At 54.2% G+C, this 25,990-nt stretch carries 24 protein-coding genes; 22 read left to right on the top strand and 2 right to left on the bottom strand.

Features of this window, described 5'->3' with window-relative positions:
• The first annotated feature begins 21 nt into the window (after positions 1–21).
• The 14 genes from SFHG_RS04210 (at position 22) to hflX (ending at position 17,221) form a co-directional block, all read left to right on the top strand.
• Entirely contained in the window at positions 22–2,505 is a 2,484-nt protein-coding gene (locus tag SFHG_RS04210) for an FtsK/SpoIIIE family DNA translocase (RefSeq protein WP_042434167.1), read from the top strand.
• A gap of 9 nt (positions 2,506–2,514) precedes the next feature.
• Complete coding sequence (locus tag SFHG_RS04215) at positions 2,515–3,879, top strand: helix-turn-helix domain-containing protein (RefSeq protein WP_052297798.1); 1,365 nt, start codon at positions 2,515–2,517, stop codon at positions 3,877–3,879.
• A gap of 16 nt (positions 3,880–3,895) precedes the next feature.
• The gene (locus tag SFHG_RS04220) at positions 3,896–4,393 is read left to right on the top strand and encodes a YajQ family cyclic di-GMP-binding protein (RefSeq protein WP_042434170.1); all 498 of its coding nucleotides are present in this window, start codon (positions 3,896–3,898) and stop codon (positions 4,391–4,393) included.
• A gap of 8 nt (positions 4,394–4,401) precedes the next feature.
• Entirely contained in the window at positions 4,402–5,748 is a 1,347-nt protein-coding gene (rimO, locus tag SFHG_RS04225) for a 30S ribosomal protein S12 methylthiotransferase RimO (RefSeq protein ID WP_052297799.1), read from the top strand.
• A 3-nt stretch (positions 5,749–5,751) separates the two neighbouring features.
• Positions 5,752–6,975 carry a CDP-diacylglycerol--glycerol-3-phosphate 3-phosphatidyltransferase gene (pgsA, locus tag SFHG_RS11105; RefSeq protein ID WP_042434173.1) on the top strand — a complete coding sequence of 408 codons (1,224 nt, stop codon included), beginning with the start codon at positions 5,752–5,754 and terminating at the stop codon, positions 6,973–6,975.
• A 256-nt stretch (positions 6,976–7,231) separates the two neighbouring features.
• On the top strand, positions 7,232–8,290 hold the full coding sequence (gene recA / locus SFHG_RS04235; RefSeq protein ID WP_042434175.1) for a recombinase RecA: 1,059 nt from the start codon (positions 7,232–7,234) through the stop codon (positions 8,288–8,290).
• A gap of 2 nt (positions 8,291–8,292) precedes the next feature.
• Positions 8,293–9,039: a regulatory protein RecX gene (locus tag SFHG_RS04240; RefSeq protein WP_042434178.1), complete on the top strand. Its 747-nt coding sequence runs from the start codon at positions 8,293–8,295 to the stop codon at positions 9,037–9,039.
• Positions 9,040–9,305: 266 nt separating this feature from the next.
• Positions 9,306–10,859, top strand: a complete 1,554-nt coding sequence (gene rny, locus SFHG_RS04245; protein WP_042434182.1) for a ribonuclease Y — start codon at positions 9,306–9,308, stop codon at positions 10,857–10,859.
• A 15-nt stretch (positions 10,860–10,874) separates the two neighbouring features.
• A complete protein-coding gene (locus SFHG_RS04250) occupies positions 10,875–11,984 on the top strand; it encodes an ATP-binding protein (RefSeq protein ID WP_042434185.1) in 1,110 nt (369 codons plus the stop codon).
• Between the two features lie 108 nt (positions 11,985–12,092).
• Positions 12,093–12,422: a stage V sporulation protein S gene (locus SFHG_RS04255; protein WP_042434188.1), complete on the top strand. Its 330-nt coding sequence runs from the start codon at positions 12,093–12,095 to the stop codon at positions 12,420–12,422.
• Between the two features lie 72 nt (positions 12,423–12,494).
• Entirely contained in the window at positions 12,495–13,829 is a 1,335-nt protein-coding gene (gene miaB / locus SFHG_RS04260) for a tRNA (N6-isopentenyl adenosine(37)-C2)-methylthiotransferase MiaB (protein ID WP_316244717.1), read from the top strand.
• Positions 13,822–14,799, top strand: coding sequence for a tRNA (adenosine(37)-N6)-dimethylallyltransferase MiaA (gene miaA / locus SFHG_RS04265; RefSeq protein WP_202898087.1), 978 nt, complete (start codon positions 13,822–13,824; stop codon positions 14,797–14,799). The genes miaB and miaA overlap by 8 nt, the downstream gene beginning before the upstream one ends.
• Before the next feature lie 40 nt (positions 14,800–14,839).
• On the top strand, positions 14,840–15,760 hold the full coding sequence (gene dapF, locus SFHG_RS04270; protein ID WP_042434196.1) for a diaminopimelate epimerase: 921 nt from the start codon (positions 14,840–14,842) through the stop codon (positions 15,758–15,760).
• Between the two features lie 147 nt (positions 15,761–15,907).
• Positions 15,908–17,221: a GTPase HflX gene (gene hflX, locus SFHG_RS04275; protein WP_042434200.1), complete on the top strand. Its 1,314-nt coding sequence runs from the start codon at positions 15,908–15,910 to the stop codon at positions 17,219–17,221.
• Between the two features lie 378 nt (positions 17,222–17,599).
• On the opposite strand, the gene lexA is transcribed toward hflX, so the two are convergent.
• Entirely contained in the window at positions 17,600–18,238 is a 639-nt protein-coding gene (gene lexA / locus SFHG_RS04280) for a transcriptional repressor LexA (protein ID WP_042434202.1), read from the bottom strand.
• A gap of 546 nt (positions 18,239–18,784) precedes the next feature.
• On the opposite strand from lexA, the gene nrdR reads away from it, so the two are divergent.
• The 5 genes from nrdR to SFHG_RS04300 all read left to right on the top strand — a co-directional run bounded on the left by nrdR (position 18,785) and on the right by SFHG_RS04300 (position 22,718).
• Complete coding sequence (gene nrdR, locus SFHG_RS04285; RefSeq protein ID WP_042434204.1) at positions 18,785–19,231, top strand: transcriptional regulator NrdR; 447 nt, start codon at positions 18,785–18,787, stop codon at positions 19,229–19,231.
• Positions 19,232–19,233: 2 nt separating this feature from the next.
• On the top strand, positions 19,234–19,680 hold the full coding sequence (gene dut / locus SFHG_RS04290) for a dUTP diphosphatase (RefSeq protein ID WP_042434205.1): 447 nt from the start codon (positions 19,234–19,236) through the stop codon (positions 19,678–19,680).
• Positions 19,681–19,688: 8 nt separating this feature from the next.
• Entirely contained in the window at positions 19,689–20,171 is a 483-nt protein-coding gene (locus SFHG_RS10595) for a hypothetical protein (RefSeq protein WP_148514753.1), read from the top strand.
• A gap of 270 nt (positions 20,172–20,441) precedes the next feature.
• Positions 20,442–21,767: an IS30 family transposase gene (locus SFHG_RS04295; RefSeq protein ID WP_042434208.1), complete on the top strand. Its 1,326-nt coding sequence runs from the start codon at positions 20,442–20,444 to the stop codon at positions 21,765–21,767.
• Positions 21,768–22,130: 363 nt separating this feature from the next.
• Positions 22,131–22,718, top strand: a complete 588-nt coding sequence (locus SFHG_RS04300) for a hypothetical protein (protein ID WP_042434211.1) — start codon at positions 22,131–22,133, stop codon at positions 22,716–22,718.
• Positions 22,719–22,794: 76 nt separating this feature from the next.
• Here SFHG_RS04300 and SFHG_RS04305 read toward each other — a convergent pair whose 3' ends face one another.
• A complete protein-coding gene (locus SFHG_RS04305; RefSeq protein ID WP_042434214.1) occupies positions 22,795–23,226 on the bottom strand; it encodes an acyl-CoA thioesterase in 432 nt (143 codons plus the stop codon).
• A gap of 41 nt (positions 23,227–23,267) precedes the next feature.
• Here SFHG_RS04305 and SFHG_RS04310 point away from each other — a divergent pair, with 41 nt between their 5' ends.
• From SFHG_RS04310 to SFHG_RS04320, 3 genes are read left to right on the top strand one after another with little or no spacing between them, the layout of a single operon-like run.
• The gene (locus SFHG_RS04310; RefSeq protein WP_042434216.1) at positions 23,268–24,455 is read left to right on the top strand and encodes an Mbeg1-like protein; all 1,188 of its coding nucleotides are present in this window, start codon (positions 23,268–23,270) and stop codon (positions 24,453–24,455) included.
• The gene (locus SFHG_RS04315; protein WP_042434219.1) at positions 24,455–25,402 is read left to right on the top strand and encodes a prenyltransferase; all 948 of its coding nucleotides are present in this window, start codon (positions 24,455–24,457) and stop codon (positions 25,400–25,402) included. The genes SFHG_RS04310 and SFHG_RS04315 overlap by 1 nt, the downstream gene beginning before the upstream one ends.
• Positions 25,403–25,440: 38 nt before the next feature.
• Positions 25,441–25,881, top strand: coding sequence for a hypothetical protein (locus SFHG_RS04320; RefSeq protein ID WP_042434222.1), 441 nt, complete (start codon positions 25,441–25,443; stop codon positions 25,879–25,881).
• The last annotated feature ends 109 nt before the right edge of the window (positions 25,882–25,990 follow it).

A 25,990-nucleotide genomic window follows, 5' to 3' on the forward strand; every position in this document is an offset into this window, starting at 1 on the left:
TTTAGCACGAAAGGGGAGGGCGTGGCCCGAACTGCTTCGAACAAATCAACCTCATCTAAAAAGGCCACCGGCAAATCCAAAGCCGCAAGCCCAGCGCAGAAGCGTGCTGCCAAACAGGCGGCCCCGGCGCCTGCTAAGCCGCAGATTTTCGATGAGCGCACCAAGCGCGATATCACCGGCGTTGCCGTGACGCTGCTAGGTATTGTGCTGTTCGTTGCGGCCGTCGTTCCGACCGATGCGCTCATCACCTCGTTCGTGTCCCAGCTGTTGCATCTGTGCTTGGGCATCGGCGCGTACCTCCTGCCGTTTTTCTTGGTGGCCATCGGGGCAAGTTGCCTTGTGCGCATCGACAAAGAAGGCATCCCCCTGCGAGCATCGGTGGGTTTGGCCATGCTGTTCGTCGCGGTGCTTTCCCTGTTGGCGCTGTTCACGCCTGAAACTACCCCTGATGCTACGGACAATCTTTTCTTGGCCGATCAGCTTTCCGCTCGCGGCGGCTATATCGGTGCGGGCATCGCGTGGTGCGGCCTGACGTTGTTCGGCAAGGTGATATCGGCTATCGTGCTGTTCGGCCTTGCAATCGCCGGGTTGATCGTCATCGGCTTCTCTGTATCCAGTATCGTTGACAAGTTGCGCGCGCTGGCTGCAGCTCGTGAAGAAGCAGAGGAGCGGGAGCACGGCGTGGTACCGGCACCCGCGTTCGCCAGGGTTTCCCGTCCGAAGGCGAAAGCCGTCGATGAACCCGAGCTCGCTGAGCTTGAAACCGCTAAAACCCAAATGCTCAAGCAGCCTGCGGCTTCGAATCGCCGACATGGCAGCGCAGTCGCATCTTCCGATGATGGTGCTTCCCGCGAAGACGCAAGCAAGGCGCCTGAAACCATCACGCGTAAACTGGGCCGCCGTAAGCCTATCGAGCGCGCTGCTGCTGCTCCGGCTATGCCGAAAAAGCCCTCGAAAGCCGCTACGCCGGTTGCCACCCCGCGCCCCGAGCAGGGTTTCGAGCTTCCGCCATTCGATCTTCTTGCCACGTCCACCGATCCCGAAAAGGATCTGGCAACCGATTCGGAGCTGCAGGAAACCGGTGCTTGCCTGCAGGAAACGCTTGAAGACTTCAACATCATGGCCAAGGTGGTGGGCTGGGTTGCAGGTCCGACGGTCACCTTGTTCAAAGTAGATCTTCCGGCAGGTGTGCGCGTCAGCCGCGTTACCGCGCTTGAAGACGATATCGCGCTGGCGCTCGCCGCGCCCGGCGTGCGCATCTTCGCGCCCATTCCCGGTACCAATTATGTCGGCATCGAGGTGCCTAATCGAACCCGCCAGACGGTATTGCTCGGCGACGTCATCAAGGATGCGGCCCCTGGTCCGTTGCAGATCGCCATCGGCAAGGACGTCGAGGGCCACTGCATCGTTTCCGACCTCGCGAAAATGCCACATCTGCTTATCGGCGGCACCACCGGTTCGGGCAAATCTGTGTCCATCAACGCCATGATCATGTCGATCCTTATGCGGGCGACCCCGTCCGAGGTGCGCTTCATCATGATCGACCCCAAACGCGTCGAGTTCACGCCCTACAACGGCATTCCGCACCTGTATGTTCCCGTTGTCACCGAACCCAAGGAGGCAGCAAGCGCTCTGAGCTGGGGCGTTGCGGAAATGGAACGTCGTTTGAAGGTGTTCTCGAAGGTGGGCGCGCGCAACATCGGCCAGTACAATGCCAAGGTGCAGTCGGCGCAGGCCGAAGCGAAGGCCGCGCAGGAAGCAGGGGAAGATCTACCCGAAAACGAGTTAGGCGACGAACTGCCCTATATCGTCATCATCATCGATGAGCTTGCCGACCTTATGATGAACGTCGGCAAGGAGGTGGAGTTCTCCATCAGCCGCATCGCCCAGCTGGCTCGCGCTGCCGGCATCCACTTGATCGTCGCCACCCAGCGTCCTTCGACCAACGTGGTCACGGGCCTCATCAAGGCCAACATCACCAACCGCATCGCCTTCAACGTGGCAAGCGGCATCGACAGCCGCGTCATCTTGGATACACCGGGCGCAGAAAACCTCATCGGCCTCGGCGACCTGCTCCTAAGCAAACCGGAGTATGCAAAGCCTATGCGTATCCAGGGCTGCTACGTGTCCGAAGATGAGATCAATGCGGTTGTGGAGAAGTTGCGCAGTCAGGGCGAGCCAGAGTATCATTCCGAGATCTTATCCACCAATCTAATCACGTTGGGATCATGCCCATCGGATGCCAGCGGCGGCACGTGCGCCGACGATGATCCGCTCATCTGGGAGGCGGCCGAGTTGGTGGTGTCCAGCGGTTTGGGTTCCACGTCCAATATCCAGCGCCGCCTCAAAGTGGGATACTCCCGCGCCGGGCGTATAATGGATATGTTGGAAGATAAGGGCGTCGTCGGTCCTCCGAACGGCAGCAAGCCCAGAGAAGTGCTCGTCGATGCCATGGAGCTTGAAACGCTCAAAGCGTTCGAGCAACATGACGGCGACAATCAATAAGGAGAAGGCATGGGCCAGGTTTCATTCGGCACCGTATTGCGCGAAGCGCGCGAGCGGAAGGGCTACGACGTGCAGTCGGCCGCTCGTCGGCTGCGCATCCGCCCCGACATCCTCCGCGCCCTCGAGAACAATGATTTTTCCCGCTTGCCTGCGCGCGGCTATACGCGCAACATGGTGAACGCATATGCGAAATTGGTTGGGCTCAACCCCGCCGACATCACGCGTATGTATCTCGACGATGCATACGCCTATCAGGTTGGACGCACCCGCGGCGAATCCGATTCGCCGGCGCATGTTTCCGGTCGTAGGTCGGTTTCGCGCGGCGACGGGCGACATGATGGTCGTGGGCAAGGTTCGCAGCGCTCATCGCGCTATAGCGAAGATCGTTCCGGCGATGGTCGTCGTTCGCAGCGTACCCAGCGAGGTCAACGCCAGGGCACACAGCGTATGCCGCGTCGCGAGCAGCAGCCGCAACGAGAATATCGCGAGTCGCTTGCTTCGCGTGCAGCACGTGCAGAGAGCGAAAGCCGTCGTTCCAACCATTTCGGCGGCGCCGTCACCACGCAGTTCACCAATTTCTATTCCGGTTCGCAGAACAATGCCGGCAGGGGTATGCAGGCAAGGCTGCCTTATGTAGCCGTCATCGTGATAATCTTGCTGCTGCTCGTGATCATTGTGGCGCTTGCATTCGGAAACCGCGGTGCGGCCTCCACGCAGGATGTGGCGAAGGTCCCCATTACCGGCGTCACCGACACTTCGGCGGATGGCAGCGGCGTGAGCCAGGACAATTCCAATAACAACAGCAACAGCGGCGATAACGGCAACGATTCGGAATCCAAGGCATCCTCGACGACAACCGTACCCACGAGCGTGAAAGTAGAGTATAAGCTGGCCAAGGGCCAACAGGCTTACGTCGTCATCACGCAGGATGGGCAGGCGACCGAGCAGATGCTCACCGGGCCGTGGGATGAAACGGTCGACGTCTCCGGCACGTGGAGCTTGGCAACCTGGGTTTCCTCCGGATTCACCGTGACCATGGACGGCAAACAGGTCGATTTCACCAGCGATGCGACCACGGGAATGCCCACTGCTACGGTGAACTTCAAGGATTACCTTGCTTCTTGGGCGAAAGACCATCCTGATGTGAAGGTCGATGGGCTTGATAGCTCCAGCACCTCGTCGGGCAGCACCGGGTCTACCTCATCGAGTTCGAATTCAACATCAAGCGGTATCTCGTCGCAGTCGGTTACCGGCACGGATTCGTCCGTCGGTTCCTCGACGACATCGACGGGCACCGGTTCGACCACGACGAGCGGTACCGGGTCTAGCACGACGGGAGCCCAAAACTCGTCATCAACGTATTCATCTTATTAGTGGAAAGGCGAACATCATGGCCAAGGAATCTAGCTTCGATGTAGTGTCCACCGTCGACATGCAGGAAATCGACAATGCATATCAGCAAGCGAAGAAAGAGCTGACGCAGCGCTACGACCTGAAAGGCTCCGGCGCCGAGCTGTCGCTCGACAAGCAGAAGAAGACCATCACAGTGGCGGCTCCCGCCGATTTCGTTGCACGCCAGGTCATCGATATCATGGGCAGCAAGCTCATCAAGCGAGGCATCGATCTGGCCGCCGTCAAATGGGGCGACCCCCAAGCGGCAACCGGTCAGAGCGTGCGTCAGACTGCAACCATCGTCGAAGGCATCGACAAGGAAACGGCCGGCAAGATCAACAAGGATATCAAGGCGCAAAAACTTAAGGTGAAGGTCACCATCGAAGGCGATAAGCTGCGTGTTTCCTCCGCCTCCCGTGACGCGCTTCAAGAGGTTATCGCTTTCTTGAAGGGCCAGGATTACGGCCAGCCGCTCCAGTACGTCAACTACCGCTAAGGATTTCCGTGGAAACCGAAAACGTGTTTGAAATCGAGAGCCCTCGCGTCGCGTTCGTCACCATGGGCTGCGCGAAAAACGAGGTAGATACCCAGCGCATGCAATCGCAGCTTACCCGTTGCGGCTTCGCGATCGAACTAGACCCAGAGGCTGCCGATGCCGTGGTGGTGAACACCTGCTCGTTTATCCAAAGCGCTACCGAGGAAAGTCTTGAGGCCATCTTCGAAGTTGCCGGTATGCCCAATGTGACTGCTGGCGCTGCGCTGATCGTCGCCGGCTGCATGCCCGCCCGTTACGGGCAGGATCTGGAATCCGAGCTTTCCGAAGCTTCCGCATTCGTCCCGTGCAGCAAGGAAGACGATATCGTTCAGGTCATCGCACAAGCGCTTGGCATCGATCAGGCGCGCCTTGAGCGCATGAAGGCAGCCATGCTAGGAGCCGTGCCCGAGGGTGCGGTCGCCATCAACGGCTCGCGCGCCGTTTCAGCCTACGTGAAGATCTCGGATGGATGCGATCGCTTCTGTTCTTACTGCACCATTCCATACATTCGAGGCAGGTATCACAGTTTCGACTACGAAACCGTTCGTGCGGATGTGGCCGATCGCGTTTCAGAAGGCGTTAAGGAAATCGTCCTCATCGCCCAGGATACAGGCCGTTGGGGTCAGGATTTCGAGGATGAGTCAAGCTTGGCATGGCTTGTGGGAACGCTTGCGGACGAATTCGCCGATACCTGGTTCCGCGTCATGTACATCCAGCCCGAGGGGATTACCGACGAGTTGTTGCATACCGCTGCCGAGCACGACAACATCTGCTCCTATTTCGACATCCCCCTTCAGCATGTTCAGCCGAGCATCCTGAAGGCCATGCATCGCAAGGGTTCGCGCGAGGAGTACGAGTCGCTGGTGGAGCGTATTCGCCGAATCGTCCCCGAGGTAACGCTGCGCACAACGCTTATCGCGGGCTTTCCCGGGGAAACGGAAGAAGATTTCGACGAGCTTTGCGATTTCGTCGAAGAGGGTTTTTTCGATTACATCGGCGTGTTCGCGTACTCGCGCGAAGAGGGAACCCGAGCATACGATCTGCCCGACCAGGTCGACGACGACGAGAAGGCGTATCGCGCGCAACGGTTGCGTGACCTTGCGGACGATGTTTGCACGCCGCTTGTAGCTGCACGTGTCGGAAAAGCCATGAACGTGCTCATCGAGGGCAGGGAAGAGGACGGCCAGCTGTTCGGTCGCGCAATGTGCCAAGCTCCTGAGGTCGATGGCGTAACCTATGTCGACAACGGCGAACCGGGCAATATTGTCCAAGTCACCATAACCGATACGCTGCTGTACGAAATGGAAGGCGAATAGCCCATGCACAAGCTGCAAGTGGAAGCCGCGCCGCAAGTTGCTGCAAAATTATGGACGCCGGCCAACATCGTCACGCTCATCCGCATATGCTTGGTCCCCGTGTTCGTCGTCGTGCTCTTGAGCCCTTGGCCGCAGTGGTTCCATCTGCCTGATTTGGCAGAACACTCCAAAAGCCTCATCGCTGCCGCCATCTTCGTGCTGATATCTTGCACGGACTGGCTTGATGGCTATTTGGCGCGAAGCCGTGGCGAAGTCACCGACTTCGGCAAGTTCATGGATCCGCTTGCCGATAAAATCCTGGTCATGGCGGCCCTCTTGGCATTGATCGAGCTCGGATCGCTTCCCAGCTGGGTCGCGCTCATCATCGTTGCGCGTGAATTCATCGTCTCGGGCGTGCGCATGGTGGCGGCCAGCAAGGGTACCGTCATCTCCGCTAGTTGGTACGGCAAGTTCAAGACGGTTTTCCAGATGATCGCCATCGTGCTGTTCACCATCAAGGACAGCTACATGATGGGCACGCTTGTCGAGGCGTTTTCGGATGTGATGTGGGTTATCAGTTGGATCGTCATGGCGATCGCCTTGCTGCTCACGGTCGTGTCGATGCTCGATTACATTTCAAAGGCACGCGAACTTATCGGGTTGGGGCCTTCTAAGCGAGCAAAGCGCAAGCAGAAGGCCGAAAGCGAGCAAAGCGAAAACATCGAAGAGACGAACGTCGGCGTACGAGCCGCAGATATCGAGCATCTTGCGGCTCAGGTAATTTCGCATGCCAGCGAACGGGGCATCACCATCGGCACCGCCGAAAGCCTTACCGGCGGTATGATTAGCGCTGCGTTGACTTCGGTTTCCGGAAGCTCCGCCGTTGTTCGCGGCGGGATCGCCAGTTACGCAACCGGAGTGAAATCAGATGTCCTCGATGTGCCTGAGTCGGTTATCAATGAATTCGGCGTAGTTAGCACGCAAGTTGCTCGCCATATGGCGCAGGGCGCGTGCAAGGGCCTGACCTGCAACGTAGCCGTTGCCGTCACCGGCATTGCGGGCCCGTCCGGGGCGGAACCGGGAAAGCCTGTCGGGACCGTCTGCTTGGCCTGCGCAAGCGACACCGGCATCACGGCTCAACGTAAACATTTCGAGGGAAATCGCAACCAGGTTCGCATGCAAACCACCTTTGAAGCCCTGCGTATGATTGATGCGGCGGTGTGCGGACGACAGCAGTCAGCAAGCTAGGCTTAGTTCCTTTCCGTGCACCGGCGCAAGCCATGCACGGAAGCGTCGATAACAGTAACCAATCGAACAGGTTCACCGGACAACCGTGCAAGGTTCAGGTGAACCTGTTCGGTATTTCGGGCAAGGGTTGTGCAAAAAGCTAGAACTATGATGGTGATAAGTCGTACCGATGTTTGTATTTGGTACTTGACTATGAAACAAGCGTTCGTATAATCAATAGCGTTGCAAAGCAGCGCAAAGGAAGGGTAACCAGCGCATGAACGAAGAAAAAACCAAGATGCTCAAGGTCACAACCGACCAAATCGAATCTAAGTTCGGCAAAGGCTCCATCATGAAATACGGTGATGGCGGCCATGACCTGAACATCGGCGCTATACCCACCGGCGCATTGCCACTTGATGCAGCGCTGGGGATCGGCGGCGTTCCGAGGGGTCGAATCATCGAGGTGTACGGACCTGAGTCCAGCGGCAAAACCACTTTGGCGCTGCAAATCCTTGCCGAGGCGCAAGCGCTCGGCGGTGTCGTGGCGTTCATCGACGCGGAACATGCGCTCGACCCGGTCTATGCAGCCCGTTTGGGCGTGGATATCGATGACGTGCTCATCTCCCAGCCCGACTTCGGAGAGCAAGCGCTTGAAATCTGCGATATGCTCGTCCGATCGGGGGCAATAGATTGCGTCGTCATCGACTCCGTCGCGGCATTGGTTCCCCGAGCCGAAATCGAGGGCGAAATCGGCGATACCACCGTCGGTCTGCAAGCACGGCTCATGTCCCAAGCGCTTCGAAAACTTGCGGGTTCGCTTTCCAAATCCAATACCACGTGCATCTTCATCAATCAGCTGCGCGAGAAAATCGGCGTGATGTTCGGCAACCCCGAAACCACAACCGGCGGTCGTGCTCTGAAGTTCTTCTCCAGCGTTCGAATCGACGTACGTCGCATCGACTCTATCAAACGCGATGGTGAGATCGTTGGAAACCGTGTTCGCGCCAAGGTCGTCAAGAACAAGGTTGCGCCGCCGTTTCGTCAAGCGGAGTTCGATCTTATGTACGGTGAGGGCATTTCGCGAGAGGGATGCATCGTCGATATGGCGGTTGAGGCTGGAGTCGCTAAGAAATCCGGCACTTGGTACACGTACGGCGAAGAGCGCCTAGGACAAGGACGCGAAGCAGCAAAGCATACTCTGAAAGAAAACCCCGATCTGCGAGAGGAACTGGAAACGAAGGTTCGAGAAGCGTTCGACATTCCGATCATCACGAAAGAGCAGGAAGACTTCGACGCCGTCAATCCTGTAGCGAAACCTAAGGGCAAGAAATAGCCATGCATGATGCAAGGATGCAAAGCATTGCGGATTTGCGCGCACGAATCAAAGCCATCGAGGCAGGTTCGGATACGAATGGGCGGTCTGGTACTCATCCCCGTCAATGCGAAGGCAACCCATTGTGCCCCGACAAGCTGGAGTGTAGGGAAGATGCTATCAGCGAAATCCAGCAAAAGTCAGTGTCTTGGCCTGCTGGGTGTCCGATGGTTGGCGGTTCTGAAAACGATGGGCGATTCATCGAACGGTCGAAGCAATCGGATGCAGATCGCGATCAAGCAGATTCGGCATTTGCGAAGATCCAGCGATTGCTGTGCATCCGTGAACATGCTAGCGCCCTGCTGCATAAGCGGCTGTTGTCAAGCGGCTATGACGACCGTATCGCTTCCGAGGCTGTGCAACGGGCAATCAACTGCGGGCTTGTGAGCGATGAGCGCTACGCCGATGTTTTGGTTCGAAGCAGGCTTTCTCAGGGAAAGGGGCTTCGAGGCATTGCGTTTGAGCTTGAACAGGCAGACATAGATCCCCAAACCGTGCCAGCATATCAGGAAGCGCTGTTCCGTGATTCAGGTCCTGATGAGCTAGCCCGAGCGTTGAGTCTGCTTGCCGCTAAACCGCCGAAAGCCAAACGAATTCGTGAAGCCGCATATCGAAAGCTCGTGCAGAAAGGCTATGAATCGAGTGTAGCGGCATCGGCTGCCCGAATATTCGCCGAGCAGCATGGTTGCAACACCCCCGAAACCTGTTAAATTTCGATATCTTCAAATCAAAAAGCCGGTTCCTCCTGTAGAACCGGCTTTTTTGTTCACTTGCTCTTTTCCATTTGAAAGAGAACCTTTATCATGAAAAGCAAGCCTGAGCTATCGTGCCTTATACGGCACTGTTGGAATATATAAACAAATGTATACGTCCAGTCGTTGCGCACGTACGCTCATGCCCGGTTATGCCGGGATTTTTTATGCAATGGAACCTATGAAACCCACAGTACCCGTCCAAACTCGAAAGGGGGACAAGCATGGAATCCATCATTTGGCTTATCGTTGGCGCCGTCGTCGGCATCGCCGCCGGTTTCGTCATCAATAAATTCGTTGCCAAATCCACGGCCCAGCGCGCTGCCGACGAAGCCCATACCGTTGTCGAAGACGCAAAACGCCAGGCGGAAACTTTGCGTCGCGAAGCGGTTGTCGAAGCCAAGGACGAAGCATTGCGACTTCGCCAGGAGGCCCAGGCAGAGAACAAGGAGCGCTTGAAGGAGGTGCGCGCTGCAGAGCAGCGCGTCAATCAGCGCGAAGAGTCTCTTGATCGCCGCGTTGAGTCGCTGGACACGCGTGAGAAGTCTCTGGACTCCCGAGAGCATCAGATCTCATCCATGCAAGGCCAGCTCGACCGCCGTCAGCGCGATCTCGATGAATCCGAAGAGCAAATTGGTATTCGTTTGCAGCAAGTCGCGGGCATGACCGCCGACGAAGCAAAGACCGAACTGCTCGATACGCTCAAAGATGAGGTTGCGCATCAGTCCGCTGCTATCATCCGCGATTCCGAAGCCCGTACCAAGGCGGAGGCGGATAAGAAAGCTCGTTCCATCCTCAGCCTTGCCATCCAGCGCGTTGCTGCGGATCATACGGCGGAAACCACCGTTTCTGCGATCCATATCCCTTCTGATGACCTGAAGGGTCGCATCATCGGTCGCGAAGGTCGCAATATCCGTTCCTTCGAACAGCTTACCGGCACCAACCTCATCATCGATGACACGCCGGAATGCGTCACCATCTCCTGCTTCGATCCGGTGCGTCGCGAAATCGGTCGCGTGACCATGGAAAACCTCATCGCAGATGGTCGCATCCATCCCGCGCGTATCGAGGAAATGTTCGGCAAGGCCGAGAAGCTTGTGAACCAACGCGTGCAGGAGGCCGGCGATCAGGCTGCATTCGATACCGGAATCCATGATCTACATCCCGAGCTCGTGCGTACGCTTGGACGTTTGCGCTACCGTACCTCGTATGGGCAAAACGTGCTTAACCACTCGCTGGAAGTTGCGTACCTGTCCGGAGTCATGGCGTCCGAGCTTGGCCTTGACCCTGTTCCGGCAAAGCGTGCGGGTCTCCTCCATGACCTTGGGAAGGCCGTCGACCACGAAGTCGAGGGTAGCCATGCGGTCATCGGTGCCGATCTTGCCCGTCGATTCGGCGAAAAGCCGTCCATCGTGCATGCGATCGAGGCACATCATAACGATGTCGAGCCCAATAGCGTCCTCGACGTGCTTGTGCAAGCCGCCGATGCCGTTTCCGCGGCACGTCCCGGTGCTCGTAAGGAAACTCTGGACGCCTACATCAAGCGTCTGGAAAAGCTTGAGGAAATCGCTAACTCCTACAAGGGCGTTGAGCGCACGTACGCAATCCAGGCTGGCCGCGAGGTTCGCGTCATGGTGCAGCCTGAACTGGTCGACGAGGCTCAGACCACCGTTTTGGCTCATGATATCGCCAAGCGCATTGAAGACGAGATGCAGTATCCCGGCCAGGTGAAAGTCGTTGTCATCCGCGAAAGCCGAGCTATCGGTATCGCAAAATAACGAAAGGCGTCAACTATGGGCGACGGCAACCTTGCCTCGTTTATCGAAGACGTTTGCGGAGAAGGCCACCTTCGAGTCGAAACCGATCTCGGAGGTGGCTTCGTTCGTTTACGCAGCTCGGAAGCGGAGCGTCGACAAGCGGCGCAGGACATTCGATCTTCTGAGGACATCATCATCGAAATGCTTCGAAATGCTCGCGATGCTCACGCGTCGAACATTTTCGTAGCTTGTACTCGCGAAGGGTCAACCAGGCGAATCGTCATGATCGACGACGGAGACGGCGTTCCGAAGCATCTACAGCGAACGGTGTTCGAACCGCGCGTCACCTCAAAACTTGATTCAATGCACATGGACAAGTGGGGTGTTCACGGCCGCGGCATGGCTTTGTATTCCATCGCGGTAAACGCCGAATCTGCAACAATTTCGGCATCGGATTCGGGCCTCGGGTCGGCATTCGTCATTCAAACGGATCTTAATAAACTCCCAGAGAAAACCGACCAATCCAGCTTTCCGACGTTTGAGCTCAACGAAGCGGGGACGGTAGCGGTGCGCGGTCCGAAGAATATCCTACGAACTGCGTGTGAATTTGCCATTGAATCTCGGGCCGCAGTCAATGTGTTCATCGGATCTTCAACGGATATCGCGGCCACGTTGTATGCTTTCGGGCTTGGCAAGCTTTCCGCGGAAGACAGGCTTTCCGGTAAAAACGATTCCCGATTGCCGATATGTAAACGCTTGTCGGCATGTTCGAGTCTGTCAGCTTTTCATCAAACCGCCGAATCGCTTGGGCTGTTAATGTCCGAACGTTCTGCGCGTCGTATCCTCGATGGGCAAATCGCTCCCTTATCCCCATTGCTGGCAAAAATCAAAATCGATGGATTTCAAACGACCCACGCGCTCGAAAGGGAAGGGGCCGAATCCCAAGGAAAGACCGCCAACGCTACGTCCCGACATGCAAAAGGATTGAAGCTTGCAGACGAAGATGCCGCCCGTTTCGCTCGCCAGATTTCGCAGGCATACGCAGAACTGGCCGATGCGTATTATCTCGACGCGAACATCGAGCCTCACATCAGAGTGAGCAAGGACGCCATTCGCATTACCATACCTGTGCTCATGCAGTCTTAGCGCAGGCCCTCCACATCATGTTGCGGACAGATTTCGTTATAGCTACAATTTAGCTTGCATTTAATTACGCCGAAACACACGTCAAACAGAACACGAAAAGGTGAATGCATGAATGCCGAACAACAAGCCCCGGAATCAGGGTGCCTGAAAGTTTCCTCAAAATCTTCCCCCGCATCAGTGGCAGGCGCCATTGCCGGCATGGTGAAAGACGGTGTTGGCGTTGAGATCCAAGCTGTCGGCGCCGGTGCCGTGAATCAAGCCGTGAAGGCGATTGCCATCTCTCGAGGATTCTTGTCGCCTATCGGCATCGAAATCGCCTGCATCCCTTCATTTGCCGACATCGTGATCGATGGCGAATATCGCACGGCCATTCGCTTTGCCGTAGAGCCTCGATATACGCACGGCACGCCAATCGCCGATTCCGCTCTTGGCGAGTAACTTCATTTCACATAGCGCTGCTATTCTCGATTCGATCGGAACTGTATCCTTATGCATACTCCATTCATGAATATGACTTTTTGCGTCCGCACCTTCGGATGCCAGATGAACAAGCATGACTCCGAACGTATTGCGGGCATGCTCGAAGGCCTCGGTGGCCTTATGGTCGACACCGTGGAGGAAGCCGATATCCTGATTTACATGACGTGCTGCGTGCGCGAAGCGGCAGATACTCGTTTGTACGGTCAGGTTGCATCGTTGAAGAACATCCCCGTGAGAAGCGGATCCCCGCTGAGCAAGAGAATCGTTGCAGTAGGTGGCTGCATCGGCCAGCGCGATGGCGATGAGCTGACGAAAAAGCTCCCTCATCTTGATGTGGTCTTCGGCACGCACAATCTGGCATCTCTACCGCACCTTCTTCAAGCTGCTATAGAAGAAGGCGGTCATCAGGTTGAGGTTCTCGATGCTTCTTCCTCCTTCCCGACCGAACTTCCGACAAGCCGTGAACATTCGTGGGCTGCGTGGCTGCCTATTACCATTGGATGCAATAACTTCTGCACGTATTGCATCGTTCCTTACGTGCGCGGCCGGGAGAAATCGCGCCCAATCGAAGACATCGTCGTCGAAGCGGAACGTTATGTGGCAGCCGGTGTGAAGGAGATCACGCTGCTCGGTCAAAACGTCAACTCTTATGGTCGCGACCTGTATGGCAGCCCTCGTTTCGCTCAAATTCTCAAAGCTCTTGACGAGACGGGTGTCGAGCGCCTGCGCTTCGCCACCAGCCATCCTAAAGATCTGTCCGACGAGGTTATCGCGCAGTTCGGCTCGCTGCGTTCGCTTATGCCGGCACTGCATCTCCCGGCGCAATCCGGCTCGGATCGTATTTTGCAGCTGATGAACCGTCGCTATACCTCGGCGCATTATCGACAGCTTGTCAGCAAATTGCGCGATGCTTGCCCGGATATCGCCTTGTCCACCGACATTATCGTAGGATTCCCAGGCGAAACCGAAAAAGACTTCATGGACACAGCTCGTCTGGTCGATGAGATCGGATATCATCAGGTATTCACCTTTATTTACTCCAAGCGAGAGGGGACTCCTGCTGCGAGCATGGAGGATAACACCCCTCATGAGGTGATTCAGAAACGGTTCGATTGCCTGGTCGATATCGTTCAGGCTCATGCTTTCGAGAAAAACCAGCTTGACCTGGGAGCAACCATCCCGGTTTTGGTGGAGGGCTCATCAAAGCGCGACGAATTGCTTATTGCAGGTAAAAGCCCGAAGAACCAAACGGTACATGCGCCGGTTCCTGCCGGCAAAACACCCGAACAACTGGCTGGAAGCATCGTCAACGTTCGAATCAACGAAGCAAAAACCTGGTATTTGGCCGGCGATATCGTTGAATAACGCCTCAAAGGCTGCTGCAACCGTGAATGCGGCGGCGGCAGCCCTCTCGCAGCCCGTGATTTGCGTGGTAGGCCCTACTGCATCGGGGAAAACCGATGTCGCGCAACTCATCGCAACGCGTTTGGACGGGGAAGTGGTAAGCGCCGACTCCATGCAGGTGTACCGCGGCATGGATATCGGAACAGGCAAACTTCCCGAAAGCGAACGACTGGTACCTCATTATGGCTTCGATTTGGTGAATCCTGGTGAGCCGTTCTCCGCGGCATTGTTTCAAGCGTATGCGCGGGAAAGCTTCGTGGAAATCGAATCTAAGGGCAAGCGCAGCATTCTAGCTGGCGGTACCGGCTTTTACGTCCGCGCAGCCATCGATGCCTATGAGTTCCCCGATGGCGAGCAAATCGATAATCCGATCCGAAATCACTGGAATGCATTCGCCGCAGAATATGGCCCCAAACGGTTGTGGAGTGAACTGCACCAACGTGACCCAGAGAGTGCGCAGTTAATACCTCCAGCAGATATCAAACGAGTGGTTCGTGCTTTTGAGCTGCTAGAAACGGGAGATAGCTACGCGATTCAAAAACAACGGCTCCAATCCTTACCGCAATGGGTCCCCGCAATGTTCATCGGTTTAGCGGTAGACCCCGATGTTTTACGCGCACGCATCCGAGCACGTGTTGACTCCATGGTAGCCAATGGACTTATCCAAGAAGTGGAAACTTTGCTTGCATCCGGCTTCCGTGATGGAATCACTGCGCCACAGGCGATCGGGTACAAAGAGATAGTCGCTGCACTTGATGGCCGCACCAGCATGGAAGAGGCAATCGAATCCATAAAGGTGTCCACTTGCCGATACGCCAAACGTCAGCGCACGTGGTTTAGAAAAGACTTGCGGATTCATTGGCTTTGCGCAGATTCGGGGGATACCGATGCGCTTGCAGATGAAGCAATATCCTTGATTGATACACTGTAAATCGTATTTACCCTTGTTAAAGGAGCGTGCGTAAAACCTCATGGAATTGGATTTTGTTAAGCTTCATGGTCTTGGCAATGACTTCGTTTTCATCGATGATTTTTCGAGAGATATCGAGTTGACGCAGGAGCAAGTCGCCTTGCTGTGCGATCGTCATTTCGGTATCGGCGCGGATGGCGTGATTATGGTGCGCCCTTCGAAACGCTCCGAGTGTGCTGCATATATGCACTACATTAACGCAGATGGCACGCTTGCGCAAATGTGCGGCAATGGTGTTCGTTGCTTTGCAAAGTACCTCGTAGACCGCGGGTTCGTGCTTGCAAGCGATGGCTCCTTCGTGGCCGACACGTTGGCGGGTCCGAAGCCGATCAGCTTTGAGGTGGACAAACACGACAAGTTGACCTTTGCCACCGTTGATATGGGTCATCCTGTTCTCGAACCGCAAAATGTACCGGTTGACTTGCCTGCAAACGCCCTCACCGATGACGAGACGGGTTTCGTGAAAGACAGTGCTATCGAATCTCCTTGGGGGGCGTTTGCCTTCACGTGCGTCTCTATGGGGAATCCGCATGCTATCTGCTTCATCGATGATTTCAGCACACTGCCCGATGAACTGTTCGTAAGCGCGAGCGATAAATGTCTCGCAAAGCTGGATCTGAATCGAATCGGTGCATACTACGAAAGCCATTTAGTGTTCCCCGAGAAAACCAATGTCGAATTCGCCCATGTCGGCAATGACGCCATTGAAATGCGCGTATTCGAACGCGGTTGCGGTGAGACGCTTGCCTGCGGCACCGGGGCTTGCGCCACTAACGTCGCAGCAGCTTTGACTGGACGCGCTTCCAGGGAGAACGATGTCATATTGCGCGGCGGTACGCTTCATATCAAGTGGGATGCCGATGATCACGTTATGATGACGGGTCCTGCCACGGAAGCCTTCCAGGGTACCGTTGAGTTGTAGCCGCTCGTAATCGGACGGCTTATGCTACTATCGACAAGCGCAGGAATGCACCTGCGCTTGTTTTTATTTTGGGGGCCACATCAAGCACAAGCCGTAATCCATTCCTATGTACGCATTTCAGCTTGAACCCACCGGAGAGGATTACCGATGTCGGAATATCAATCGGTCTTAATTAAGGGTGCGAAAACAACTGTTGAAGAGAAGCGGGAAAAGGCCGTGCTTGTTGGCGTCGAACGACCCGGCATGCGTTGGAATATCTCGTCTTCTTTAGCGGAGCTTGAGCGATTAGCGGATACCGCAGGAGCGGATACGGTTGCCGTTACAACACAAAAGCTTGATTCTCCAAATCCCAGAACTTTTGTGGGCAGCGGCAAAGTGGAAGAGATCTCCCGTCTTTGCCGATCAACTGGAGCAGATTTGATCATTTTCGATGACGAGTTAACACCATCACAGCAATCAAATCTGGAAAAGTCTGTTGATCGCGACTTGAAAGTCATCGATCGCACCGCTTTGATCTTAGATATTTTCGCACTTCACGCAACAACCAAAGAAGGACGTTTGCAAGTTCGTCTTGCTCAGAACCAATATCTGCTCCCCCGACTTCGTGGTATGTGGTCGCATTTAGCCTCAAACCGCATGGGCGGTGGCGTAGGCAGCCGATTCGGCGAAGGCGAAAGCCAGCTTGAAGTTGACCGTCGATTGGTTCGCAAGCGTATCACCACCATCAAACGCGAACTTGCACATTTGGCTGAAGTTCGAGCCGTTCAACGAGAAAGCAGATACGAAAGCGGGATGTTCAAGGTCTCGCTCGCAGGGTATACCAATGCTGGTAAATCAAGTTTGCTCAATCGGCTCACCAATGCTGATGTCCTTGCATACGACAAATTATTTGCCACGCTCGACTCCACTACAAGGAAATACGAACTGCCCGAAGGACGCGAAATCACGCTAACCGATACGGTCGGCTTCATTCAGAAGCTACCGACCACCTTGGTTGAAGCATTTAAATCTACGCTGGATGAAATCACCGGCTCGAATTTAATATTGCATGTAGTTGATGCCTCTTCTGACGAATTTGAAGAACAGATAGTGGCAGTTGAAGAAGTCTTAGAGCAGATCAATGCGCAAACCTTACCCAGGGTGCTGGTTTTTAATAAGTGCGACTTACTGACGATCGAGCAACAGGAAGCATTGGCCAATCGCTATGATGCGCTGCTCGTATCGGCAGAAACAGGAGAGGGAATAGATCAGCTTGTCGACAGGATCGCTCATGTAGCATCCGCTCAAGACACGCACCTTGATGTAGTCGTTCCGTACCAACGCGGTGATTTGGTATCGAAGGCTCACGAGCGTTGCAGGATCTTGACCGAAGAGCATATCGAAACTGGGACTCATCTGACTATGTTAGTACCAAAAGCATATGTAGATGAATTCGGATCATTGAGCGATGCCAAGCAATAAATCGACAGCCCACAACTTATAAGCCCGGCAGAAAAGACGTTTTGCAATTTCAGGCGGACATCTTCGTGCCCGGGTAGTCAACGGCCCGAATGCGCGCATGCTACATTCGGGCCGTATTTAGGTTTTATGCGGGCATTATTCAACTCTCATAGCGGTTCGTACGATATCGGCGACCCAAATACACATGCCCCATGTAGCTATATCGCATACACAATCTTCCGCGTCATCAGAGCGGCTTGTACCAACTGTTCCGACACTACCAGATTGCACGAGCAAAGGTGCCTGAACAAGTTCATATTGCGAGCATTACAACTTGAATGGCTAGCTCAATCACAGATCACGTGTTCTAGCTTGAGTAACTACCCCCGTAGAGTTTCATTATAAACGGCGGAACACGGCAACAACCTTGCCGGCAATGGAACAATCAGTGGTGATGATGGGATCCATGGAAGAGTTTTCTGGCTGCAGTCGAATATGATCTTGCTCTTTGTAGAAGCGCTTAACCGTAGCCCCATCGTCGATGATCGCAACAACGATGTCCCCATTGTTTGCAACCGGCTGCTCTTTAACCACGACGTAATCGCCGTCGTTGATACCCGCCTCAATCATGCTTTCCCCATGCACAGACAGCATGAAAGAAGGTGCATCGCCAACGATTTCGATAGGCAACGACATAGTGTTGGTGATGTTCTGCTCGGCAAGGATGGGGACTCCAGCCGCAACGTCCCCGACCAATGGCACGGACACGATATCGTCAAACTGAGCGTGAACGATATTCGTAGCATCTTCGGTATGGTCAAGCGGGTAGGTAAGCGCTATCGACCGCGATTTCAGCGCATCGCGCTTGATAAGGCCCTTCTCCTCAAGCGCCTTCAAGTGAACATGCACGGTGGAAGGAGAGGAGAGCCCCAAAGCCTGACACACCTCGCGAACAGTGGGACCAAAGCCTTTTTCGCGGATGTATTGCTCGATGACGTCGAGCACCGCCTGCTGGCGCTTAGTGATCTTGTCGGTCATGGGCTGTCCTTTCGAGGTGAACTATAACGAACATCCGTTTGTTTTCTGTTGACATGAACCTTTGTTCGCTCTATTATATATGCGAACAAAGGTTCTACGCAAGAGCAAAGGGGAGGAAATATGCAACACCGTGATTCTCGTTCGGCAATTAGCGGCACAGCGGCGCTAAAGCTAGATGCACGCGTTTCATCTGCGCATATCATTCAATTTCCCGGATCTGAGTATAGCGCCCGGCAGATCGACGATATATCATCCTCTCATCCTGCCGACGAGTCTCGACGCAGTAACGCGCGCATAAGGCAAAGTGGCGACTCCCGTCAGCCATATCAAGCAGGACCTCGCGCAACTCCAGCTCAAACCGCCGGCGCAATCACCTTGTTCGCGTTGCTTACCATCATCGCTGGCATTTTGTGATTCACGCCGATCCGCACTTCCGCTAAGGGCAATATCTTGTGTCACGATTTGGTGCACTCTTTTGTAACAATGTATATACCGCTATATCTTGTATGTTAGGCTACATATCATCGAACGAAGGAGTGCGATTGTATGAAATGCCCGGCATGCGGAAACTTAGAATCCAAAGTAGTTGATTCCCGTCCGTCTGATGATGGTAGCAGCATCCGCCGCAGGCGGGAATGCCTCCAATGCGGTCGAAGGTTCACTACGTATGAGCGCTTAGGCGACAATCCGCTCATCATCATTAAATCCGATGGTTCATCCGAAGCTTATGACAGACAAAAGCTCATGAGGGGTCTCCTCATTGCATGCGCTAAGCGGCCGATAGCTCCTGAGCAGTTGGGCGCATTGATTGATAGCATAGAAGCCGAGCTACGCAATGCATCTAAAAGCGAAATCGGCTCTAAAGAGCTTGGCGACATGGCTTTGGTGCGATTGGCGAAGCTTGACGATGTAGCCTACGTGCGATTTGCAAGCGTATACAAAGATTTTCAAAACGTAGAGGAATTTGCTGCGGCTCTTGAGGGGTTGAAGTAGCTATGGACAACGTGCGCGTCCCTATTAAAATGCTCTCACGCGATGCTCAAATCCCTCACACGGCATACAACGGTGATGCGGGAGTAGACTTGAGATCCGTCGAGCGTATTGTGTTGAAACCGCATGAACGCGCTATGGTCGCCACAGGACTCGCAATCGCGCTACCTGAAGGGCATGCAGGTTTTGTATTACCTCGCAGCGGCTTAGCTGCGAAACACGGCATTTCTATCGTCAATGCACCTGGTCTTATCGACAGCAATTATCGTGGTGAGCTGAAGGTAATTTTACTGAACAACGATCCCAACGATTCTTTTGCCATCGAAATCGGTGACCGCATTGCACAGCTCATCGTCATGCCGATCCCTACGATCAATTTCGAGCAGGTCGAGGAATTGACGGAATCGCAACGAGGAGAATCGGGTTTCGGCAGCAGTGGAATCCGCAATTAGGAGTTAACGTGGCCGATCAACAAAACAATCGTCCCAGTCCATATCTTGATGAAAATCAAGAGCCTTATGGCAAACCGGACACACAACCTAATCCGAATGATGGAAACAATCAGTTCAAGCCGAATGCCTTAGACGAGCAGACGCTTAGGTCAGCTCGCTCTCAAACGATGTTTGCATTTATTGCGGGCCCTTTGTCCCTGTTTTTAGGCGGAATGCTGTTAGGAACCATCGGTGCGATTTGCGCATTTTTGGCTTATCGCAAATTGCACTCGCTTGCTCAAAAAACAAACGAGACCGCATCCATAGCTCGCGGAATGCTCAAGTCCACGCGGACCGCATTGGTTATCTGCTTGGTTGCGGTAACGCTTAACGCAGTTTCCTTTGTAATTATGTTTCCCGTAATCGAACAGATGCTTCAAAGCGGAGACTTCGCAAGCATTGCTGGCAATATGAGCGCAGGAACAGCTGCAGGAACTTCAACATGGGGCTAGGAGATATTTCCCGAACCGCGCTGAGCTTGGCTTGAGACACATGCATAACAGGAGCTTCAAAATAACACCTGCAAGCACAACGCCACCGTCTAAGTTCAAGCTGGGTCCATGTGTTTCATAACGTTGTGCTCTGCTTAGGTAAACATCTTATTCGTGTTGCGCCTAGATTGACATCTCAAAGTACGTTCGATGTGACATAAGTCTGTCAAAAACCAAGAACGAGCTGGTAATATTCAAACATGCTTCCTGGGCGCCAGGAAGGAGCGCGACATGCCAGTTTCAAAAGGCAGGCACCTTGTCATGTTCGATAGGCGCATGATCGAAGACATGCTCAGAGACGGCGAGAGCGTGGGCGCGATCGCCGGAAAGATCGGCGTAAGCTGGGCGACGGTGGCCCGCGAAATCAAGAGGCACAGGACCCGGGACACCACCCACTATCAGAACCTGGACGGCAAGAACCTCTGCCAGTTCCGCGACAGCTGCAGGATGACGAACATGTGCAGGACGGGCTGCAATTCGAGATGCTCGAGGTGCGCCAGCGCGGCATGCAACAAGGTGTGCGAAAAGTACGTCGAGGTGCCCGAATGCCCCAAGCTCTCGAGGGCGCCGTACGTGTGCAACGGGTGCCGGTCGAGGATCACGCTCGCATGCAGGCATCGCTGCTGGTTCTACGACGCGGACGCGGCAAACGAGGAGGCCGCATGGGCGAAGGTGGCGGGCCGCCAAGGCGTCGACTGCTCGCCCGAGGAGCTCGCGGCAATGGTCGCCGTGGTGAAGCCGCTGATGAAGAAGGGGCAAAGCCTGAGCCATATCTGGCAGACCCACGGGTCCGAGTTTCCCGTCGGAGCGAGGACGTTCTACCGCTACATCAATCTCGGGATCCTCGACATCTGCAACCTCGAGCTCCCCAAAAAGGTGAAATACAAGCCGAGGCGGAGGCGAAAGAAGGACGAGGTCCCGTTCAGGCATTCCCTTGAGGGCAGGACATACGAGGACTTCCAGAGGCTCGACTACGACGTCCAGATGTCTGCCGTCGAAATGGACTGCGTGGTGTCGGCCAAAGGCTCGGACAAAGCCATCCTCACACTCCTGTTCAGGCGCTTCTGCTTTCAGATCATGGTGATGCTGCCGGCGCATACCTCGGAGTGCGTGACGAGGGCGCTCGACAGCATCGAGATGCTCTGCGGGCGGCAAGCGTTCATGGACAGCTTCAACGTCCTCCTCACTGACAGGGGGTCCGAGTTCCTCGACTACGAGGCGATCGGGCGAAGCGTGGACGGAGGCAGGCGCTGCTCCGTCTACTACTGCGACCCGCTGCAGTCCGGGCAGAAGGGCCGCTGCGAGAAAAACCACGTCGAGCTGAGGAAAATCCTCCCAAAGGGAACCTGCTTCGAGGGAATCACCAACTACGAGCTCTCGATCATCTGCTCCCACGTCAACTCTTACACGAGGCCGGTGCTGGGCGGCACGGCGCCCATAGACATCGCCAGCAGAATACTGCCCGCCGACCTGTTCGACGGGCTGGCAATCAGGAAGATCAACCCCGACGAGGTCGTCATGAGGCCGAGCCTGCTCGCCGAGCTAGGGCTCAGGTAGACGCGAGGACGAACCGCGAAAAAGCAAGGCGCCCGGGACCGAACGGAATACGCTCTCCATTGCGCGCCCTGAGCATGTGACATAAGTCTGTCACATCATTTGACGGGGGCTAGGATACGTGTATGCTGTAAGGGGGTCGAACAAGCAGGCGCACAACCGTTCTCTGACCTCGACGGACTTAAGTCAGCATCCTCCAAGGCGCCTGGCCAGGGATTGTCAGGGTTAAGTCACAACTTCATCCAGACTTCACGAAATGCTGACTTTGCTTTGTCAATCAACCCATTCGTGTTGCGATTGAATGATATTAATCATTGATAATATATGTTATGTGAACTAGCGAACTGAGATTTGGAGGGCTGATCCATGAACTCTGAAGCATTAGATTTCAAGTCGATATCGATTCGCGTCGTCTGTATTACTGCGATCGCGATCGCAACTGGTTTTCTATTGCTTGCGTTAACAGGTTGCGGCCCCTCTAACGAGGAACGCATCAAACAAGCCGTCTCTCAACCTCTGGAAGCTATCAAAGCTAAAGATGAAGCTACATTGACTAGCTTGCTCTCAGACGATGCCAAGCAACAGATCTCAGACATCGGCATAGACCCTGCGTCGTATATGTCAGCTTACCTTGATGGGTTCGACTACGCGCTCGGCCCTATCACTATCAACAAGGACACGGCAACCGTAGATCTCACCATAACCTGTAAAACCACGGACAGCATCTTTTCCGCGCTTCAACAGAAAGCCACGGAAGATTTCGAATCCGGCGCAAGCGCGAACAATACTGAAGAGCAAACGAAATCCGAGGTTGTCGAAAACACACTTGACCTCATCAATGCGGCACCACCGGTACAACATGATCCGATTACGGTAACCTTGCATAAGGTTGATAAGTCATGGATTGTTGAAAGCGACATCAATGGAGCCTTGCTGAAAGCATTGCAAGGCTAGCTAATTTCACAAGAGCACACAATGAGATTCAGATACTGTATATGGATGGCACTTGATTTTCGTAAGCACACGAAGCTTATCTTTCGCAAACCTGTTCATAGAGATCAAACAGTTCTGGCAGCGTGCGCTTGATGCTTACCGGCTTAAACGTATTCGCATCAACAAGACAGTGAGTGCTCGTGCCTGTAACGCAAGGCTTAGCTACTTCCATGTCATCACCCTGCTTAAACACCTCATATGAATACGTGGTTTTGGTGCCACGGGATTCACTGACCCAAGTGCGCACGATGGCAACATCACCGTATCGCAAAGGCTCTCCGTAGTGCACTTCGAACGAGACCACCGGCGACATGTAGCCGGCTTGTTCAATGCGCGCATACGGATAGCCGAGCTCTTCAAGAAAGCGAGTCCGTGCGTCCTCAAAATACAGTAAATAGTTTGCATGATACACAACTGCCATCTTGTCCGTTTCCGCATATCGAACAGGTATCGCCGTGCAAACTTTCATAGCAACCTCCCAGTACCTAGCAAAACGATTAGAATGAACCTATGGACTCAATCGTAACGTATATTGAACGCGAGCAGCGAACGTTTATCGAATCACCCGTAAATCCGGTTGATTCACTTGTATTTTCATCGTTGTGCTATTTCAATTTCGATCAGCTTGTTCTAAAACCCGAGCTGACCGCAGTTAACTGCCTATTAGACACGCATACCTCAACGCCTGTATTGCTGTCCGACATATTGGCTTTATGTGAAGTCAACTCGCTTACCGAAGGGAGCTGGCTGAAGGACTCCGAGGAGACAGTACGTTTCATTCAGGCCATCAGAGCCAGCAGACGCTATCGGGATGTTTCCGTTGCGCTGTTCGTCGATGAAACATCCGACGCAGTTGATAAGCAGTTTTCGGCATGCACCTTTTTCTTCGAGTCCGGTCAAGGAATCATGGCATACATTGCGTTCCGAGGAACCGATGGAACGCTGACAGGCTGGAAAGAGGACTTCAATCTTTCATATAAACCGGTCATCCCCTCCCAGCGCTCCGCGCTTGCTTATGTTTCCGGCGTTTCGTCAGCAACGACCTGTCAGCTGATACTCGGCGGACATTCAAAAGGCGGAAACCTTGCCCAATACGCGGCATTGTGCACAGACGAAGGCACCTATCGCCGAATCATCGCCATATACGATCACGATGGACCTTCGTTCCTTGAAGACCCCTCCCCTCGTCGAACTACCGCTGAGTACGATCGTAAACTGCATAAACTTGTTCCCGAGTCTTCTGCGTTCGGAATGATATTGGAACGCCGCGACGATTATCGCGTGGTTCAATCGTCAGCTTCCGCTATCTTTCAGCACCACCCTTTCTCGTGGATGGTTGAGGGAGATGATTTCGTTTACCAACAAGATTTGAATGCATCTGCACAGTTCTTCGATGAAGCGTTAGATACGTGGTTACGCAGCAAAACCCCTGCTGAGCGAGAGCGCTTCATCCAAACCATATATGATTTGATCATGCAAACAAACGCAACAAGCTGGGCAGATTTCCAAACCCGTCTGGGAGCGAATATGGCAACCGTTATGGGGGCTGGCTCCAAACTCGACGTCGACACCAAACAATTCCTCATTTCCACATTAGGAAGTCTGGGGGCAACGCTGAAAAACCAAACCATAGCCCGCATTAAGGATGCGGGAAACGGTCTTCTGCAAAACGAGTCTAGAAAGCGAAGCAATCAGTAATGAGCCGATCACAAAACCCTAGCGGGCACTCTTACAACCGATTTACCGCGAAGATGGCGTTCGACCTTGCTGCCCCTCACACCTGGCCAGCGTCGATAGCGCCTGTTGCAATAGCCGCCTCATTGGCAATAGCGACGGGGTTCCCGATATCCGCAACCTTGACCATCGCGCTCCTTGGCATCTGCATCCTCATGCAAAGCTCGGTGAACACGTTCAATGATTACTACGATTACGTTAAGGGCACCGATTCGTCGGATGATGACGTAGACCCTACCGACGCTGTGCTGATCTACAACAACGTGAATCCTACCTGCGCACTGGTATACGCCATCGCTTTACTGGTTACAGCTTTTATCCTGGGCGGCTATGTGATCTATCATGCCGGACTGATTCCCCTTGCAATCGGTGCTATCGGCGCGGTTTTCGTTGTTCTCTATTCTGCTGGTAAAACCCCGATTTCCTATCTCCCTCTTGGAGAAGCGGTCAGCGGCATCGTTATGGGCGGCCTTATCCCCTTGGCGTGCTACCAGGTTCTCACCGGGTTGCTCACTCCCCTAGCTGTGCTTTGGGCGGTCCCGGAAATCCTTGGCATCGGCTTGATCATGTTCACCAACAACACGTGCGATATCGAGAAAGACGCCGTAGCCCATCGCCGTACGCTATCCGTGCTGCTGAATCGCGAAAAAGCCCGCAGGTTGTACCACGCGATTACGTGGTTATGGCTCATCGCAATTATCCTAATCGTCGGCATCTTCTTCACGCGGGGCCTCATCATACTCCCCTTCTTGCTGCTTTCGACCTATCCGCTTCTCAAAGCTTTGCGAAACAATCCTTTAGCGCCGCAAAGCCGACAAGCGGCCATGTCGCAGATTTGCTCGGTGAATATCGCCTTAGGTGCTTGGTATGCCGCTGCGATTCTGGCGAGCAATTCTGTTATCGTATGTTAGAGAGGTTTACCGGACTGTAAAGAGACGAGGTTTGCTCAATGGGATTGCTTCAAATCTTTTTCGCCGTCATCTTCGGATGTGTTTCGCTGCTTGTGGCTTTTCAGCTGATGAATGGAAAATGCCTTCAGTTGGTCTACAAATATGACGAAAGCGCAAATTACCAAAAACAGCAACAAGAAGCAAAGGCTACGGAAATCGCCAAATTGGCAAGTGCCGTTACCTTCGCCTTCTTCGCCACTGATGCCAGCTTGCTCTTCTACGAACTCGGACGAACCATGGGCGTCCCTGATTTGGCTTCGATCTTCTCTCTTGTTTGCGATGTGGCCATGGTGGCGTTTCTGATCACCGTGGTTCGACTGTACGTGAAGCTTGTTGGTTCGAAAGACCCCAAAGCTAAGTTCAAAAGCAGCAATGTTCGTGTAACCGTTTTCGTTTTGGTACAATGCGTGCTCCTCAGCCTGATGGCGGTTGTATTCTAAACCATTGATGCCTGGCGTTCATAAACGCCAGGCATCAATCTTTCGAGCTAAGACGTTTGCAGCCATTGGATAGAGCGCGCAAAGGTACCGTCAAGGTTCTTTCGCACAT

The organism is Senegalimassilia anaerobia JC110 (assembly GCF_000236865.1).
GTDB classification, from domain to species: domain Bacteria; phylum Actinomycetota; class Coriobacteriia; order Coriobacteriales; family Eggerthellaceae; genus Senegalimassilia; species Senegalimassilia anaerobia.